We start from the raw sequence: 17,562 nt of genomic DNA, 5'->3' as shown, positions 1-17,562 counted from the left end.
CTCTCTCGGCCAAGTAGCGCGAGGCGTCAGCGTCGTTCCTCCGGGTGCACCTCCTTCGGACCACCAACTGGGGCCAGGCATTTTTTGTTGGCCCCAAGGCTTGATCGAGATTGTGGAGAGCGCAAATGACCACAAGCGAATTCGCTTGGTCGAGAACAGACCCGAGCGCGGGATCAATTGTTTTGCGGATCGGATGCTGCACGCAGTTCGCGGGCGGCAGCGACCATGTTGGTTAGCGCAGGCCGAACCTCCGCCCAATTGCGCGTTTTTAGGCCGCAGTCCGGATTGACCCAGAGCTGCGATTCCTGCAAACGCGTCCGAGCTAGCACCATCAGCTCCTTCATTTCGCCCACCTCGGGAACGCGTGGAGAGTGGATGTCGTACACGCCCGGTCCGATTTGATTTGGATATTCGTACTTGCTGAATACGTCAAGTAGCTCCATTTTCGATCGAGACGTTTCGATCGAAATGACATCCGCATCCATTGCAGCGATTGCACCGATGATGTCGTTAAATTCTGAGTAGCACATATGTGTATGGATTTGCGTTTGATCGGCAACGCCCGATGAGCAAATGCGGAAGCAATCTCCCGCCCAATCGAGATATGCCTTCCACTCCGATCGGCGCAATGGCAATCCTTCCCGGAGTGCCGCTTCGTCGATCTGGATCATGGCCGCACCGGCATTCTCGAGATCGCGGACTTCGTCGCGGATCGCGAGCGCAAGCTGACGGCAGACCTCGCTTCTAGGAATATCATCGCGAACAAACGACCAGTTCAGGATGGTCACCGGTCCGGTCAACATCGCCTTCATTGGCTTGCTAGTTAGTGATTGCGCATAGCGCCACCAGTCCACGGTGATCGGCTTCGACCGCACTACATCGCCAAACAGGATCGGGGGCCTGACGCAGCGCGAACCATAAGACTGTACCCATCCCTTCCTGATAAATAGGAAGCCGCCGAGTTGCTCGCCAAAGTACTGCACCATGTCATTGCGCTCAAATTCGCCGTGCACGAGGACGTCAAGACCGATGTCCTCCTGCCAATGTACGGCGCGGGCTATCTCCTCCTTGATGAACCTCTCGTATTGTTCGTCGCTCATCGCGCCTAGCGCATGCGCCGCACGAGCATTTCGAACGTCTGCGGTCTGCGGAAACGATCCGATTGTCGTGGTGGGAAAAGCTGGTAGTCCAAAGCGTGCCCTTTGGATCTCGGAACGACGGGCGAATGGGCTTGCGCGCTGGCGCATCGTCTGGTCGATTGCCCTCATCCGGGTAGCGAGATTGGCATCATGGATCTTCGGCGAAGTCCGGCGGGCAGTCGCAGCGCATTCCGAATCGGCGAGAGGTAGCCCAACATTCTGGTCGCCAGCGAGTGCTCGCGCCAGGATCGCAAGCTCACGCATCTTCTGAACAGAGAAAGCAAGCCAGCTCCTGACGTCGGACGAGAGCCCGGTCTCGAGTTCAACATCGACCGGCACGTGAAGCAGCGAGCAGGATGGAGCGAGCTGTACACGGTGCTTGCCGAGCTTCGCAATCGCGGGCTCCAGCCGCTGACGGAGCGACCACAAGTCCGACCGCCATACATTCCGGCCGTCGATGACACCGAGCGACATGACGAGATCACTTCGGCCGACAGCGACGATTTTATCCAACAACTCTGGCGCTCGAACCAGATCAAAGTGCAGACCGGAAACCGGGAGGCTCAATGCGGTATCCAGATTGTCGCCTGGCTCGCCGAAATAGCTGGCAACCATGATCTTGATAGCCGGTCCCTCTTTTGCGAACCGGTTATAGGCATGTAGCAATGATTTTCGCACCGCTTCGTCCAGATCAAGGACCAGGCAGGGCTCGTCAAACTGAACCCAACTTGCCCCTCGTTCGGCCAATTCATGCAGAACCTCGATATAGACCGGTATCAAATCATCCAGTAGCGAGAGGGGCTGGAACGCGCTATCGGCACTCTTACCGAGCTTTAGGAATGTGACGGGCCCGATCAGGACAGGGCGGGTTTGAAAGCCTAGAGCCTTTGCTTCCACATACTCTTCAATGGGCTTGCGAGAGCAAAGTCTGAACGCCTGTCCCTTGTAGAACTCGGGAACCATGTAGTGGTAGTTGGTATCAAACCACTTAGTCATTTCCTGCGCGGGTGCGCCAGACCCCCGCGGGCCCAGACCGCAATTCGCATCCTGATCGTCGCATTGTGATCCGCGAGCCATGGCGAAGTACGTCTTGAGGGAAACGGATTCTCCTTTCGAGGCGTAGATCTCCGGGATAGCGCCAACCATGACACTTGTATCGAGCACCTGATCATACAGCGAGAAGTCATTCGACGGAATGACCGTGACGCCGAGAGACTTCTGACGAGCCCAGTTCGCTGCGCGCAGGCCGGATGCGTCCTCGAGCAATTGCTGTTCGCTGATCTTTCCGGCCCAGTAGCTTTCAAGAGCGAATTTGAGCTCACGCCTTGGACCGATGCGTGGCGTACCGAGCGTAGCAACCGGAAGAGAGAGAAGAGACATAGTGTTAACCCCTGTTGGGGACAGAGGCCAAGGCGGACGCAGGCAGAGGAAGTCGCGCGGGCGACGGCTGCTTGGCGCACCACCGAGACACCCCGCCCGTGGACCAATCTATCGTCGGGGCAGGTCTCCTGGCTCGCTGGTCATCGCTGCTGTCCGGCCTTCCGGAAGCCGTGCGGGCTTCAGTGACATCGTTGGACAGTAGCTCGCCGCTCACAGTTGCGGGGGCAGCGCCGGCATTTGGACCGGCTTCCCTCTTAGCTCCGGATCAAGTGGGATTCGGAGAACCTCGACGACTTGGATTATCGGCAGGAGAATTCTTCGGTCAACCTCTCAGATTATGTGCCACGCTAATCTGCGACATCTACTAGGCGAATGACCGTGCATCTCTATGATTCTCTAAACAGAACTGTCGCAATCAGAGATGTCCTTGTCAGATGTCGGAGTGCGACGCGGAGCTGCCTTGAGGCGACGCCGCCCGCCCCATCAATGAAAGGGACAAAACCAGCCCGCGGGGCGGCGATTACCGCCGTTTCGAGCAGAATGCATTCGATGCGGCTTCCGATTTCCAGCGGTTCGCCCAGCACATCCACTGGCCAGCTATTTTCTCGACTAAAGGATTCCCATTGAACACGTCAAGGCAGCCGGTGCAATCTGGCAACATGCGCGGCGAGCAGGTTGATTTTCGTGCCAGCCAGGCGTCAAAGTTCGTCGATTAAGTCGGCTTCGTATCGCCAGTCATCATGTAGGCCGAACGCCGACGGCAACTATAGCGAACCACACCGTTCAATGACGGCAAACGCACTCCAGATTCTCATCAGGCACTTGGCATTGAGGCGTTCACCTCTTCCGCACACTATCTTGTGCGGGACAAGGATGCACAATCTTGTGCGGGACAAGGATGCACAAACTGCGGCCGATACACTGAATGGAAACATCGAAAGGTGCGCAGGTCGGAAAGTCGACAAGAGGGACATAAAACCCGTGCAAATCTCCGCCTGCTGCCTGGCACGAAGAATGCAAGCCCCTCGACATGCCCAGTCTCTTCTGCTGAGGATGTCCAGCTCAGCCAATTGACGCTGTCGCCGGCTAGGGAAGTTAGCGGCGCGTGACATGGAGGGGAGCGCCTGCCCGCGGGACAGCCGCGGGTGCCCCGTCGCGTCTCCGTAAACTTCTCGCGCTCGCTCATAGCAGGTTCAAGGTTGCCCGCTTTGAAAGATGTACGGATGAAACGTGATAGGCCGAGGGTTATGAAGAGAATGTCGGGAAGACCCGCGCTATGGCTTGCCCTGGGCGGACTTCTAATCTGCCTAGCCTGGCCGGCTGCCATGAGCAACACTATTCGCGCCAGCGACAACCCACTTGTCGAAGGACTCAAGTCAACGTGGCGAGCGCAAGATGGTGAGACGATAGAACAAATCATCTCCAATGTCTCGAAGGTGGCACAGTTCGTCCCTCAGATGTGGGGGGTCGTTGAACTTGGCGAAAACGACTATGTTTTCGTTTCGTGGACCAGACACCGAGACAACAAATCAGACGAACAGTACGCTATCACCTGGAAAGTCGCGCTCGACGGTACGATTGAGCTTGCGTCAACCTATGCGAAGCCGATGGAATTGGGCTGGCGTGCCCTAGCGCTCTCGTTGATCGCCAAAGAAGTCGCAGATGGTGAAAGGGACGCAAACCTTAGCTTTCTGCATGATCCAAGTAACTTCAACTTTGTGACTACGCCGCAAGGCCGGCTCGGCGATCTTCTGCGGCAGGGCCGATGCACAATCATTGAACCTGTTGGGGTAGACTACTTACCCAAGCAGAATGACAAGCCGAACGAGAAAGGCGATCTATGGCGCATTCTGCTCTTGGTGAATTGCGATATCCAAGGACCACGTTATTTTACACACAACGGGGTCATCACTTTCGAGAAGAGCGAAGGCCAAGATTGGGAGCCACAATCCTCTTTCGCCAAGCGCATCGCGAAATTTCCTCCGGGCTCCTGGTTTCAACGGACCGAGCCAAAGGAAGAGGAAGACTTAGGAGAGCGAAGGCCTTAGCAGTCGGTCGCGCAGAGCAACATCGCGCCGCAGCTGCCGTACGGTCGAACGCCTCGTACCAACTGCAAGGACATACGCGCTCTGCAGTTGGTTGTTTACGGCTCCGCAACAGTCCGGCTGCCTTTCTCGCAGCAGTTCGGCCCGCCGTGCGCAAGATCGAGCAGCACGATTGCGCTTTTCCGCCAGGTGTCGAGCTCAGCGGCGCGTACTTGTTCGCGAGATGTGGTTTGCCCGCCTGCACTCCACCGGGTGAGAGCACACCAACTTGCGGGGGAACCAGCTCTCATAAATTCTTCACTAGAGCGCTTGGAGATGCCTCCGGCCCAAGCCGACTCGGCGTGCACGCCGCGCATCGTGTGACTCCCGTGGCACACGCAGGAGCGTGAGCCTAGCGACTTTGACCCGGCACTAGGGACCTATGCTGAGACAACACGGGCGAGGAAGTTACACTGGTAGCAACCCCGGCACACCCGCTGAGCGCCTGCCCATTTCCGAGTGCGCAGGGCGGGAAGCTCCGGAGCTGTACGCAAGGACGTCGAGCGCCAAACTGACTCGGCCCTAAATTTCCTCGCATTCATTCGTCTGCACGTCATAGACCCGGATTTTAAGCATCGGAAACCGCTTCTTTAATTCCGCTCCACCTGCCGTGGCACCGTCTTTGGTTGCGAATTCGGCTCTGAGTTGGCCATCTACTTCAAGCGCGTAAGATGAGACCGGCACTTCCCGAACGACTGCGACCATCTCATTCCCATTATGTAGTGAGGTGCTTAAGAACGATGTGTAGCTTGAGTCGGCTAAACCGCACCAGAGCTATTCGCCCCGAGTGCGCGATGGGCAAACACGTTTGTGGACTGAAACCTCACGCTGAATTGCATCAGGATGGCACTCGCGATTGTCCGAACACGTGGGCAGCTTGCCCAGGCCCGGTGCATCCACCCGTGGCTCGATATCGCAGCCTTTTCAATTCCTGGAGAAAACGGGCGCTGATGCCAGCGTTCCTGGGTAAGCCACTTCAGATCGCGGGGAACCGTCACTACCAAAGAGCGGCGGCCCGTAGCGCCGCCTGAGCCATAAACAGTTCAATTCCTGTACACACGTCTGGGCAGTAGCACTAACGACGATGGCGCCGCGCGGAGGAGCCAAATGCCATAATGCGATTGGTATCAACGATCATTTCGTCTGGCGTAACAAGGAACGGATTTGCGCGGTTTGCTCGAACAAGAAAGCTTCATTTACGCGGCGAGCGTTGAGGCGGAACTCCATCGCGTCTTTGTCTAAACCGGTCAGAGCGAGCCAGACCAGATCCTTTTTGAACATCTTGTTCGTGCCAAGACTTTGGAGCGAATTCATTGCCCTCGTCGGAACTGTCCGGTTTACCGATCGAAGTCGTCACCAACCATGGCAAGATTGCTCCTCAACGCCTGACCGCCGCAAGCGCCGACGCTTCATAGTCGCTCACCTTTTGTAAGGAGGAGCACAGCATTCCGAGGATCGGGTTTGTCCAGCATCGGGAGTTCGGCGCCACGCGACGAGGATCTCCTCCTTAGGTCCAACGGTGCAGTACGCTTCCGGTGAGAGAGCCGCCGATGCTCGAAAGATACCCCCGCACGCACACGGGAAGAAAGCTCTTGATCCTTACGCAGCGTCAGGTCGTAGGTTCATCGGCACCGTATCGTGCGTCAGCATGGATCAGTAGCGAGAGGTTATTGTCGGGATGAAGCACCGCGGAATTATGTTCGCATCGATCGCTCTCATCACATCTCCGGTTTTCGCCGCGACACTCAGCGGTGCTCCGCGCATCCTCGACGGCAATACAATCGAAATCGAGAAAACGACCGTTCGTCTCTCAGGCATCGAAGCTCCTGAGACGGATCAGATTTGCCTCGACGCACATGGCCGGAAATGGGCCTGCGGCGTAGCTGTTCGCGACGAGCTCATCAAGCATTCGAATGGGCGAACGTGGGACTGTCATACCGAAAGACGCGATGAGTATCGGCGAGCCCTCGGCAGCTGCTTCATCGAAGGCGAGGATATAAACGCCTGGATGGTACGCTCGGGCTTGGCGCTATCGGCCGGTGCATCTCACCATACCTACGTTGTTTATGAGTTGGCGGCCAGCACAGCCCGTGCGGGGCTGTGGTCCGGCGCGTTCATCGCGCCCTGGGACTGGCCTCGCCGCAATAGGGGCACGATTATCGTGGGAGCGACGTCGGTTCCGGTCGACGCTCAGGAAGTCCTGCTTGGATCCGTCCTGCTATCGGAACCCCCGTCCCCCGAGTGCCTGATAAAAGGCACTGTCGAGCGCAGAGGCGAGCGCATTTATTACCTGCCAGGGCAACCCGGCTACGAACAAATCGACATGACGAAGAAGCGCGGCGAACGCTGGCTCTGCAGCGAAGCGGAAGCCGAAGCCACCGGGTGGCGTAAGGCCGTGCCATGAGGCGACACATGCAAGCAGCCCATTCTCAAGACATGTCCCATTTACCCAAGCACGCGCGTTCGCGCCGGTCACTGTTGCTCTTTGCTGCTTCGACAGTTTTCCTGCGGTTCGGCAATAAGATTGTCGACGCGAAGGAAGCAAAAGGCCCACCCAAGCCAAACAACCTGCTCTCGCCAGATGCTGCCCTGACTCGGCTGCTGAAGGGGAACGATCGTTATGTCCAGGGCGCATCACGAGTCGACGATTTCAGGCGCGAGCGGCCGGTCTTGGTTGAGGGACAAAATCCATATGCGGCGGTTCTGAGCTGCGCCGACTCCCGCGTGGTCCCCGAACTTGTCTTCGACAGCGGACTAGGTGATCTGTTTGTCTGCCGCGTCGCCGGCAACTTCGGTAACGATGATACGCTCGCCAGTATGGAATACGCGGTTGCCATACTCAACACGCCGCTGATCCTCGTACTTGGCCACGATCATTGCGGTGCGATAGACGCCACGATCAAGTCGCTCCATGAAGATAAACGGCCGCCGGGGCACATTTCATCCCTGGTCACTGCACTTTCTCCTGCAGTGAAAGCAACGGATGACCAAGCCGGCGACACGTTCGCTCAAGCAACCCGACAAAATGTGATCGATAACGTCAACAAATTCAAATCGACGGCCCCGATTCTGAACGCCGCAGTCGAGCAGAACCGATTGAAGGTCGTCGGGGGCCTGTATCGGATCGCCACCGGCAAGGTCGATATTGTGAGCTGATGCTAGCACCTTCACACTCCCGGCAAATCGTCTGCCGCCTGATACAGCCCTTCTGTTCCGCGCAGTTTTGTTGGTCCATCGTCTACAACAAATACGCCGGGTGCTATCCGCTCCACAATTGTCATCGCTTCAGGAATACTTAGATATGCGCGGCCTCTTGATTCTTCTCGTGTTATACGCACTCATGTTGGCAACGCGCGGCCAGCATCAAGAGACACACATAGCGCGTCCGGCAGCATTCATGCCTCCTGGTTGAGCCGCCACCCCAAGGAGGTGGTTCAGGCAGCAGATCGCATCGCGAAGCATTGCACGCTCTGAACTCCAGAGCACGCGACGATCCCGATAGCTTCGCAGCTCCGAGCGGGCAAGGCATCGACCGTCCTGCTTTTATAACCGAGCTCAGCCAGGGCCGAGGATCACATAGAACAACCAGCATGACTGCCCGGCCTGGGGCTGTAAAGCAACATGCTACCCGCATCAGGACCGGACGCCCTCCTGCATCAGCCATTTGAGAGACCGCGACCATCGGAAAGCCAGCCGCGCATCAATCATTCGTTAGATCGTATCGTTCGCCGTCCTCCATGACGCGCTCGACACGAGAAAAAACTCGAAGCTTACAAAGTGCGTCGCCTGTACGCGGAGGCTAGTCGGTTCTAAGCCGCGGCGAGACTTAGCGAAGTTTCGAGTTCTATCTGCACAGGTGATTTCGGTGCGCCAGCAGACATGTTTCAACCGCGCGCACCGCGTCTACAAGCCCGAAATCATCGGCAACCGCGCTTCCGGAATCAGGCTCTTCAACCACGGAGTCGCTTATGGGAACAGAGCGCTAGCTTCAGAACGTATGATGGCTGGTCGGTCGCAACGCTCGTGGTGCGCGCATAGTTGTCGCACGAATCTAGCAAGCTCGGCCAAGATCGGAAGAATTGGTAGACCGCCGAAGAAAGAGCCGCCAGCGGCCGCAAGAGGTTCGACCAGTCAGGAATGTGCACGAACTTCTTGCGTTCGGTACGACAGAACGTGGACAGGCTCCTGTTGCTGGCAAGCCCGGAAAGCCCCAAACATGCTCGTAGCTTCGTCTTCGCTTGCATGAGCGAGGCGCTCTTGCAGTCACCTCGAACCACAGTTGATCGTGCAGCCGCCGTGCGTTTCTTGAACGCCTGCGGTCTGGAGGTCCGCTTCTAAGCAAGCGCTCACCAGCAGTCGCACGAGCAGCAAATTTGGGCTGTTGGTGGCGTCAGGAAATCGGAGCGGGACTTAAGCTTAAGCAGGAACGTTGAACCCGGTCGTTCGCGGTCGAGGTCCGCCTCTGTGGTTTTCTTTGCGGCTTGTTGAGTTAATGACATCTTGTGCCTGAAAGCAAACACGGAGACACGAGCATTGTGCTGGCATGGCACGGCGGAGTGATCTCCGCGCGATTCAGACAAAGCCGACAACCATGCTTGATGGCACGTCAATTGCTGGGAAGACGGCAAGAGGCCGCAGGCTTTGGGCGCACTCCCAAGCAAAACTCAGGAATTCCAAACTTGGTTCGACCCGGCCTGTCCCAAGTGTGACCACACGTTCTGTGGAGAAGACATGCACCGCATGCCCCCGATCGACCGCCGCAGACTCAGTGCGGCAAAGGCGGATCGATGCCGCCGCAGCCTATCCGCTGCTTTGCCGGCTAGCCTCAATGCCAGCGGCAACAGCGGTCAGGCCTCCGGCCGTTGGGAAGCCACGGTGTGCAATCTCATGCATCGATATCAACTGCGACAGCTTCGAGAATGCCGTCCAGCGGGTGCCAAATCACCTGGCCTCGCCATGCGCGCAGTCCATATGGATGACACGCGGCGATGATCGGCTCAAGACACGGAGGATAATCTATGAACGCTCCACCAGAAAAGATAACCTCAGGAACCCACGCCGCGGCTGCGACCTGGGCTAATCTGTCGCCACTACTCGTCGAGATCCGTGCGCGTCGCGACGAGTTTAGCCGCACGCAGAAAATTCCGAAAGAAATAATCGACGGCTTCAGACGCGTCGGCGTCTATCGGGCTATGGCTGCCAAGCGATTCGGCGGTGAGGAGAGAACGCCAGCCGATTTTTGTCGGCTGGTCGAGCGCATTTCCGAGGCCGACGGCTCCGCCGGTTGGGTCGCCAGCTTCGGGGATGGAGCTCGCTACCTCGCTGCTCTTCCGGACGACACGCTTCGCAAAGTGTACGCCAATGGACCTGACGTGGTGTTGGCGGGTGCGCTTTTCCCGCTCCAACCCGCTAAGCGATGCGCCGATGGATTTATCGTGAATGGCGTGTGGCCATTCGCTAGCGGCTCACCCGAGGCGGATTTGATAGGAGTTGGTATCAGGTTGGAAGACGATCCGAGCGGTGACCTCCCGCGTGTAGCGGTGATGCCGGCCGAGAAGGTGACAATTCGGCCCAATTGGGACGTCATCGGACTGCAAGGCACCGGAAGCCACGATGTCGTGGTCAGCGACGTCATTGTGCCAGAGGAATGGACCTTGATCCGCGGCGGTCCGCCGACACTTGATGGGCCGATCTATCGTTATCCGGCCTTCGCCGCGCAGGCGCATGCCATTGTCGGCATCGGGATTGCGCGCTCCGCAATAGACGACGTAATCGCAATGGCCCAAACCCGTGCCTCGATCACTGGAGCGCCCATGATGGCTGAGCGCGGCTATGTCCAGCTTGAAATCGCCAAAGCCGAAGCCATGCTACGTTCCGCTCGTTCCTTCTTTTACGAAGCCACGGAGGAGCTGTGGAAGGAAGCGCTCAAGGGTGAGGTAAATCTTGGCACCACGACGCTAATGCGGCTCGCCGCGACGAACGCCGCGCGGCAGGGGGCAGAGGTCTGCAGGATTGCGAGCGGTCTTGCTGGAACTGAGGCGCTCTATAGCACCAGCAATCTAGCACGGGCCATGTGCGACAGCTTCGTGGTTGCCCAGCACGCAGCTTTAAACGAGGGAACGCTCCAGAGAGCTGGTCGCGCCCTGCTGGGAAGTGCAATACAGCCAGGCTTTCCATAAAGTGGGGCACGCACGGGGAAGCCACACGCCACGCCAACGGATCACCGCACTTGCGTGATGATGTGGTCTGCCGCTGAGGACATGGCCCCTTGTTTCAATGTGAACAAAGACACCGCTGGGCTCCCCCTTGATCCCGCTCCATATCCTGGACTACCCCTTCGTTGTCCAAACATAAGTGCCCTTATAAGCCTCTTGGCCCCTGCCCCGATCCTTGACGTTGCCGAGCAGGATACACCTGAACTTCTGCGCAACGGCTCGCGGTTCAACTCACGAACTCTCCAAACCACCCGCCAAGCGGGCTCGGCTCTCGCACCGGTTCCCTACTTGCCGCTTGGGGCGCACGGTGCGGAAGAAGCTCTCCATGGCGCACACTATCCTGGGACTCACCCTTGCGGCTCATCGATGCGGCACGCCAGCGCTGGCAACGGCCGTGCGACCTTAATCTAACGCGTACTGTACACCTCCGATCGAAAATTCGATCAATCCGCTCTTGCCCGCTGCTGGCGACTCGTCATCGATCGGCGCGGAAGAGACGCTTAGGCCCGCATGAGGTCGCGTTCGCCCGGCCGCCTATCTTGCGGCTGAAGAGATCCATGGCGGCCGCCAATACAGCCAGCCCTATGCCGTTTGGATGGAGTGATATCGGCAAGCCGGACCGTTTTGGCTGCGCCGGTGAAGCCGTGCGATCAGGTTCGGCGTGATCGGCGTTAGATCCTGGCGAGTGTCGGTGGAGCCGAACCGACGTAGCGGCGCCAAGGGCGCGCGAGCGCCGTGCTGCTACATCGGCCGTTCGATCGCCACGGTAGCCTACGGCCCTGCCTTCCTCAGGACCGCGTGGACCCGAGGACTGCGATGGCGCTGGCCGCTCCCGATGGATCGGCCGACGTGCACGCCGGCCCAATGGCAACCGCAGCCACACCGCCTGTCCGGCTCGCGATAACCACTCGCCTTGATGATCAACGTTGTGCAGCTGTGGCCAGCATAGACTCCGCTGGTCAGGCCACGAATGAGACGCTCGAGATGAGTAGCCGCTAGGCACGCGTATTTTTGAGCAAAACATCACCTTCCACTGCGCGCGGATAGTGCGCCGCCACTTCAAATGCTGGCAACAAGTTAAGAATGGCTTGCAGGGACAACTGCCCTTCGTAGAGCTCGCGGTCACTATATTCGGTGTAGATGAAACGAGTGTTGCTCAGGGTCCGCATACCGCCGGCGATAACGTCGGCCTCGGCTCCCTGAACGTCCATCCAGATAAAATCGACTCCGTCCAGCTTGGCTTCGCTGCACCAGTCGTCCAGCCGCCGTGTCTCAACCGAGACAGGGTGATCAAACCGGACCCAATCGTACTCAGTAAGATGGTTCTTTGGACGGCGTATTGAACCGGATAGGTCCCAATCTTTCGCATCGCCATCTGCATTGCTTGGATGGAAGTCGATCGTTCCGTTTCGATCACTGATGGCGATTTCAAACAGCTTCACCCTATTGAGGGATGGGCCGAGCTTCTTCTTGAAGCGCGCGATCGCTCGGGGGTCCGGCTCAAAGCAGTAGAGCTGGGGTTGCGGGCACAGTTCTAGGAACTTTTGCGTATCAGTCCCGTCATTGCAGCCGATATCCAGGATGACTGGATTCGGCTTCTGAAGAAGTGAGACGATGTGCTGATGTACTTCTACGGACGACACAGCTGCTTTCCCATGGTGCGCGGAGATCTGGTGACTTTCGAAGCCGCCATCACACGCCAGAAGCCGCTGCACAACGTATATCAAGGTATAAGATTCATTTATCCGCCAGTCCTCTTGATCCACGACAGCTGTTTGGATGCCATCGGCCTCAACCGGAGGGGCTATCCCTCGCGATGCAAATCTCGAACCCATCGTCGGAAAGTGCGGCCTCAGTGAGCCAGATCGTCGTTTTAGCTCTTTCGAGTTGCCGAAAGAGCGCCCTCGTTTGAGCGTCACCTGTCAGATATGGATGCCAATTGCGCAGAATGTGCTCGGCCGACTGATGGCCGCCATCTCAGATTCGCTGCCAGTAGCTCCCGGCGGTCTTTCGCTCGGGCTCGTGGGCGAGGAACGAAGTCGGCGAAAGCCCCGACGCACGCATCGCTCGGCGCAATCAAGCTTTCGTGGCGCGTGCAACTTTCTTCAAGTGCTGTCGGCGGACGAATGACCAGGGTCAATTCGGTAGGCTTTGAGCGCCCTGCCACGGTTGGACACGGGCAATCCGATACAATTCGATGGTGACCTGCCTTGGAGCACGCCACCTCTTACAAGAACAGCACCCGATTTTCTCGAGATCGTTGCATACATACTCGCATGCACGAGTACGGTACATTTTGCGAGCCGCTCTTCGATAAAGCTTGTAGACCGCACGCTTCGCCGGCCACACTGCTAGATTGTACCGTCAGGCAATCATATGCAATCCCGACGTCGTCGAAACCCGAGGCCTCTCGATAAGTGCAACCGCCGGCTGAGCAACGTTGAAGTGTCCCGGGTCTCTCTGCGGTGTTTCGAAGAAGCGCAAATGTCATTTTCACAACAGCCGGGCGGGCTGTGCACCTCAGCGCGTTTGCTTCCGGACAAACACACACGCTGCCGGGCAATGCTTTTGCAGAACGAGAAGGATAAATCGCTCAGCGCATTTCTGGCCTGACTCTTGCTACAGTCTACTTGTCACATTGTGCCTAACTTCAACTGTTGAAAAGCTCAGGAGACCTCTATGACTTTCCGTCCGCTTCACGACCGCGTCGTGGTCAAGCGCATCGACGCAGAAGAGAAGACCGCTGGCGGCATCATCATTCCCGACACTGCCAAGGAAAAGCCCTCCCAGGGCGAAGTCATTGCAGTTGGGCCGGGCGGCCGCGATGAGGCCGGCAAGCTAATTCCGATCGACATCGAAGTCGGTGAGCGGGTGCTGTTTGGCAAGTGGTCCGGCTCCGAGGTCAAGATCGATGGGCAAGACCTGTTGATCATGAAGGAGAGCGACATTATGGGCGTTCTCACCGATGTGTTCTCCAAGAAGAAAGTCGCCTAATCCTGGGCTCGCACAGCTCACCCTCCTGAGGAGAGCCCACCGGGGCGCTGAAGGATGAAGAAACGGAACTGAGGGAATTCTCTATGTCAGTCAAAACCGTGAAGTTCGGAGTAGATGCGAGAGATCGTATGCTGCGCGGCGTCGACATTCTCGCCAACGCCGTACAGGTTACGCTTGGTCCAAAGGGCCGCAACGTCGTGCTCGACAAGTCGTTCGGCGCTCCCCGCATCACCAAGGACGGCGTTGCCGTTGCCAAGGATATCGAACTCGACGACAAGTTCGAGAACATGGGCGCCCAGATGGTGCGCGAAGTGGCTTCGAAAGCTGCGGATGCTGCCGGCGACGGCACCACCACCGCGACCGTCCTGGCCGCCGCAATCGTGCGTGAAGGCGCCAAGTCGGTCGCCGCCGGCATGAACCCGATGGACCTCAAGCGCGGTATCGACCTCGCGGTGGAAGCCGTCGTGGCCGACCTCGAGAAGAACTCGAAGAAGGTCACCTCGAACGACGAGATCGCCCAGGTCGGCACCATCTCGGCCAACGGCGACGCCGAGATCGGCAAGTTCCTCGCCGACGCCATGAAGAAGGTCGGCAACGAGGGCGTCATCACCGTCGAGGAAGCCAAGTCGCTCGCGACCGAGCTCGACGTGGTCGAGGGCATGCAGTTCGACCGCGGCTACATCTCGCCCTACTTCGTCACCAACGCCGACAAGATGCGCGTTGAGATGGACGACGCCTACATCCTCATCAACGAGAAGAAGCTCTCCTCGCTGAGCGAGCTGCTGCCGCTGCTCGAGGCCGTGGTGCAGACCGGCAAGCCGCTGGTCATCATCGCCGATGACATCGAGGGCGAGGCGCTCGCGACCCTGGTCGTGAACCGTCTGCGCGGCGGCCTGAAGGTCGCGGCCGTGAAGGCTCCGGGCTTCGGCGATCGCCGCAAGGCCATGCTGCAGGACATCGCGATCCTGACCGGCGGCCAGGCGATCTCGGAAGACCTCGGCATCAAGCTCGAGAACGTCACGCTCAACATGCTCGGTCGCGCCAAGAAGGTGATGATCGACGAGGAGAACACCACGATCGTCAACGGCGCCGGCCAGAAGGCCGACATCGAGGCGCGCGTGGCCCAGATCAAGGCGCAGATCTAGGAGACCACCTCGGACTACGACCGTGAGAAGCTCCAGGAGCGTCTCGCCAAGCTCGCGGGCGGCGTCGCGGTGATCCGCGTCGGCGGCGCCACCGAGGTCGAGGTGAAGGAGCGCAAGGATCGCGTTGATGACGCGATGCATGCGACCCGCGCGGCCGTGGAAGAAGGCATCGTTCCGGGCGGCGGCGTCGCCCTGCTCCGTGCCTCCGAGCAGCTCAAGGGCCTGCGCACCAAGAACGACGACCAGAAGACCGGCGTCGAGATCGTGCGCAAAGCACTGTCCTGGCCGGCCCGCCAGATCGCGATCAATGCCGGCGAAGACGGTTCGATCGTGGTCGGCAAGGTGCTCGATAACGAGCAGTACTCTTTTGGCTTCGATGCGCAGACAGGCGAGTACAGCAACCTCCTCTCCAAAGGCATCATTGACCCGGCCAAGGTCGTGCGCATCGCGGTCCAGAACGCCTCCTCGGTGGCCGGGCTGCTGATCACAACGGAAGCGATGGTTGCCGAGCTGCCCAAGAAGGGCGGCGCTGGCCCCGCGATGCCTCCGGGCGGCGGCATGGGCGGCATGGACTTCTGATCCACCTTCTCAAGTTCTCGATGACATGCGAAACCCTAGCAATAGTGTCAGGGTTTTTTGCATGGAGCGGCCGGTCGCCGGTTGCCAGTCCCCGAAGGTCCGGTCCATCCTATCCAATGTGCGCAGCGGCAGGACCACGACTCAAATTTCATGTGCTTCGCGACGACAGTACCGCGTCCGGTACGACGATGGAGCAAGCCGGCTATTTTGACTCACGAAGCTGCCTCTGCTCATCCAAATGTTCGAACCCTTGGCGTGCGGTAAGCGCCGGCGCCGCCTGCCCCGCTTTCCACCTCCTTGCCCACTTTCTTTTCCTGTCGCATAACTGGAAGAGACGAAATGCCTTTCGTGACGTTTTGCACTTACATTTTGTCGCCTAAGGGCTTGTTAAACCCGGAGAACATTCTCAAAAATCGCAAGGTATTTTGCGGAAAGTGCGATGATTATTCTGCCCCTCATTGGTCCTCGCGGAGGGGGCTCCCCTCAACTCCCCTGCTGCGGAGCTCGGGGCAGGACATGCTTTAGAATGACCGCACACCAAAGTCGCACGGCTTGCTTTGCGTCCAATCTATAGGGTATCCGATGGGAACGGTGGGGTGCTTTGCAAAAGAACTCGCCGGCGGGGCGGCCGCAAGACACTCCGGCCCTCGGCAATGCGCCGATACTGCGTCTGCATCCACACTATACCAATGTCTGGCCAACGTAGCCTGTCGGATGAATTGGCACGAAACGCGGTCAGGATCATTGTGATCTTATGGCCATGTACACTAAAGTTTACGCTCACGGGGAGACGCAGGAACGCTTAGCTGAAGGGCATGCAATTGCACGATACTCCAGTTTCATCCCTGGGCTCAGTCAGCTGACTTTCGCAGACGCGGATGACCGCCGAGCCTTCCCTCCGACCGTACACAGGGTTTTGGCAAGGCATGGACTGTTCCGGCTCACCGCACCAGGAGAGCACGGCGGATTAGCTCTCTCTTTGCAAAAGTCTATCGATCTCAGCTCCGCCACGGCATCGTTCGCTGTATCCATTGCATCGACGTCATTGTCCGTAACTTCCTAGCCTTAACCTGGATCGAAGCGACCCCGTCGGCACGGTGTGCTTTAAGGGTCCTGCTGCCACCATCTCGCTGGCACATGGCATATGCGAGTTTTCTCGACCTCTTTAAGGAAGAGCTTGTGTCTGTACTCAACGATACTTTTAAGTGACTCTTCCGCTAGGCGGGTGGCGGGGTTCACGACAGGAGGGCCTCCCCCGCACGGCTCGCTTTCGCCTGATGCATCGCCTCGGTTTCGTCAGCTTTCGGAAAGCTCCCCCGTCTACATTGATGTTGAAGTTAGCAGCACGTGGTAGGGACAGCGCTTGCCCCGAGTATGCGTGGGGATTTTGGCGCCGAGTCACGTTTCTGCTAACTTCAACCAGTAGTGCGAGCGTGGCAGAGAGAACATCTCATACATCCAGTCCGACCAACGTCGTGTCGCGCGCGGGTTGTTTCCGGCGCGAGACTGGGATCAGATCCGCACTACCGGGCGGCCGTCTTCCAGATCGAGCTCAATGCCCGCATGCGCTCGCTCCGTCGAGGAGAAGAATGTCACCTCGCATTATTCGGCAAGTAACTTCTCAAACGGCTTTGTAGTCCAGCTGGGCGGCAAACTTCGACCGTGAGGCTTGGAACGGCACAGTGCATAATGTTGCCACTGAGCTAGATCGTGGATGAGGCCTTCACCGACAGCCAACGTACGAGAAGTGCAGCGACGAGGAAAAGGCGCAGATTGTTGCGGAGCTCGTGGCGAGTGAGACTCGGCTTGTCCGGTACGACTGCATGCAATTATCGTCGGCTGCAGTTATTCGGTTGGCGACTCAGTATCGAAAGGGCCGGCCAGGAATCCGAAGCAGTCGAACTACAGCTTGTGCCGGCTCTGTGAATGCCTAGTCAGACCTTAGCCCTGAGCGCGATATTGAGGGTACTGTCCAGAATCTTTCGCACTTTTGATCAGGCGACGGCTCCGGTTTCAGAGAGTTGTG

8 protein-coding genes, 1 pseudogene and 1 riboswitch are annotated in these 17,562 nt (G+C 58.3%); of the genes and pseudogenes, 6 read left to right on the top strand and 3 right to left on the bottom strand.

Annotated features, from left to right (window positions below; all coding sequences use genetic code 11):
• Positions 1-173: 173 nt before the first annotated feature.
• A complete protein-coding gene (metE, locus tag XI05_RS10490; protein WP_271501161.1) occupies positions 174-2,519 on the bottom strand; it encodes a 5-methyltetrahydropteroyltriglutamate--homocysteine S-methyltransferase in 2,346 nt (781 codons plus the stop codon).
• A gap of 101 nt (positions 2,520-2,620) precedes the next feature.
• Positions 2,621-2,823, bottom strand: a riboswitch (cobalamin riboswitch).
• Positions 2,824-3,844: 1,021 nt separating this feature from the next.
• Between metE and XI05_RS10485 the strand changes: the two genes are divergently transcribed.
• The gene (locus XI05_RS10485; protein WP_271501159.1) at positions 3,845-4,567 is read left to right on the top strand and encodes a nodulate formation efficiency C protein; all 723 of its coding nucleotides are present in this window, start codon (positions 3,845-3,847) and stop codon (positions 4,565-4,567) included.
• Positions 4,568-5,737: 1,170 nt separating this feature from the next.
• On the opposite strand, the gene XI05_RS10480 is transcribed toward XI05_RS10485, so the two are convergent.
• Positions 5,738-5,917: a hypothetical protein gene (locus XI05_RS10480; RefSeq protein WP_271501158.1), complete on the bottom strand. Its 180-nt coding sequence runs from the start codon at positions 5,915-5,917 to the stop codon at positions 5,738-5,740.
• 364 nt (positions 5,918-6,281) lie between these two features.
• On the opposite strand from XI05_RS10480, the gene XI05_RS10475 reads away from it, so the two are divergent.
• From XI05_RS10475 to XI05_RS10465, 3 genes are all read left to right on the top strand, one after another.
• Positions 6,282-7,007, top strand: coding sequence for a thermonuclease family protein (locus tag XI05_RS10475; RefSeq protein WP_333939841.1), 726 nt, complete (start codon positions 6,282-6,284; stop codon positions 7,005-7,007).
• A gap of 8 nt (positions 7,008-7,015) precedes the next feature.
• Positions 7,016-7,759, top strand: a complete 744-nt coding sequence (locus XI05_RS10470) for a carbonic anhydrase (protein ID WP_271501156.1) — start codon at positions 7,016-7,018, stop codon at positions 7,757-7,759.
• Between the two features lie 1,862 nt (positions 7,760-9,621).
• A complete protein-coding gene (locus tag XI05_RS10465; protein ID WP_271501154.1) occupies positions 9,622-10,782 on the top strand; it encodes an acyl-CoA dehydrogenase family protein in 1,161 nt (386 codons plus the stop codon).
• Positions 10,783-11,813: 1,031 nt separating this feature from the next.
• On the opposite strand, the gene XI05_RS10460 is transcribed toward XI05_RS10465, so the two are convergent.
• Entirely contained in the window at positions 11,814-12,461 is a 648-nt protein-coding gene (locus tag XI05_RS10460; RefSeq protein ID WP_271501168.1) for an FkbM family methyltransferase, read from the bottom strand.
• Between the two features lie 1,036 nt (positions 12,462-13,497).
• Between XI05_RS10460 and XI05_RS10455 the strand changes: the two genes are divergently transcribed.
• Positions 13,498-13,812, top strand: a complete 315-nt coding sequence (locus XI05_RS10455; protein ID WP_271501152.1) for a co-chaperone GroES — start codon at positions 13,498-13,500, stop codon at positions 13,810-13,812.
• 83 nt (positions 13,813-13,895) lie between these two features.
• Positions 13,896-15,536, top strand: a pseudogene (groL, locus tag XI05_RS10450) (chaperonin GroEL).
• Positions 15,537-17,562: the final 2,026 nt, after the last annotated feature.

It is taken from the genome of Bradyrhizobium sp. CCBAU 11357 (assembly GCF_028128865.1).
In the GTDB taxonomy this organism is placed as follows: Bacteria; Pseudomonadota; Alphaproteobacteria; order Rhizobiales; family Xanthobacteraceae; genus Bradyrhizobium.
Note: the sequence above shows the minus strand (reverse complement) of the source record. Positions and strands in the feature narration are given on the sequence as shown.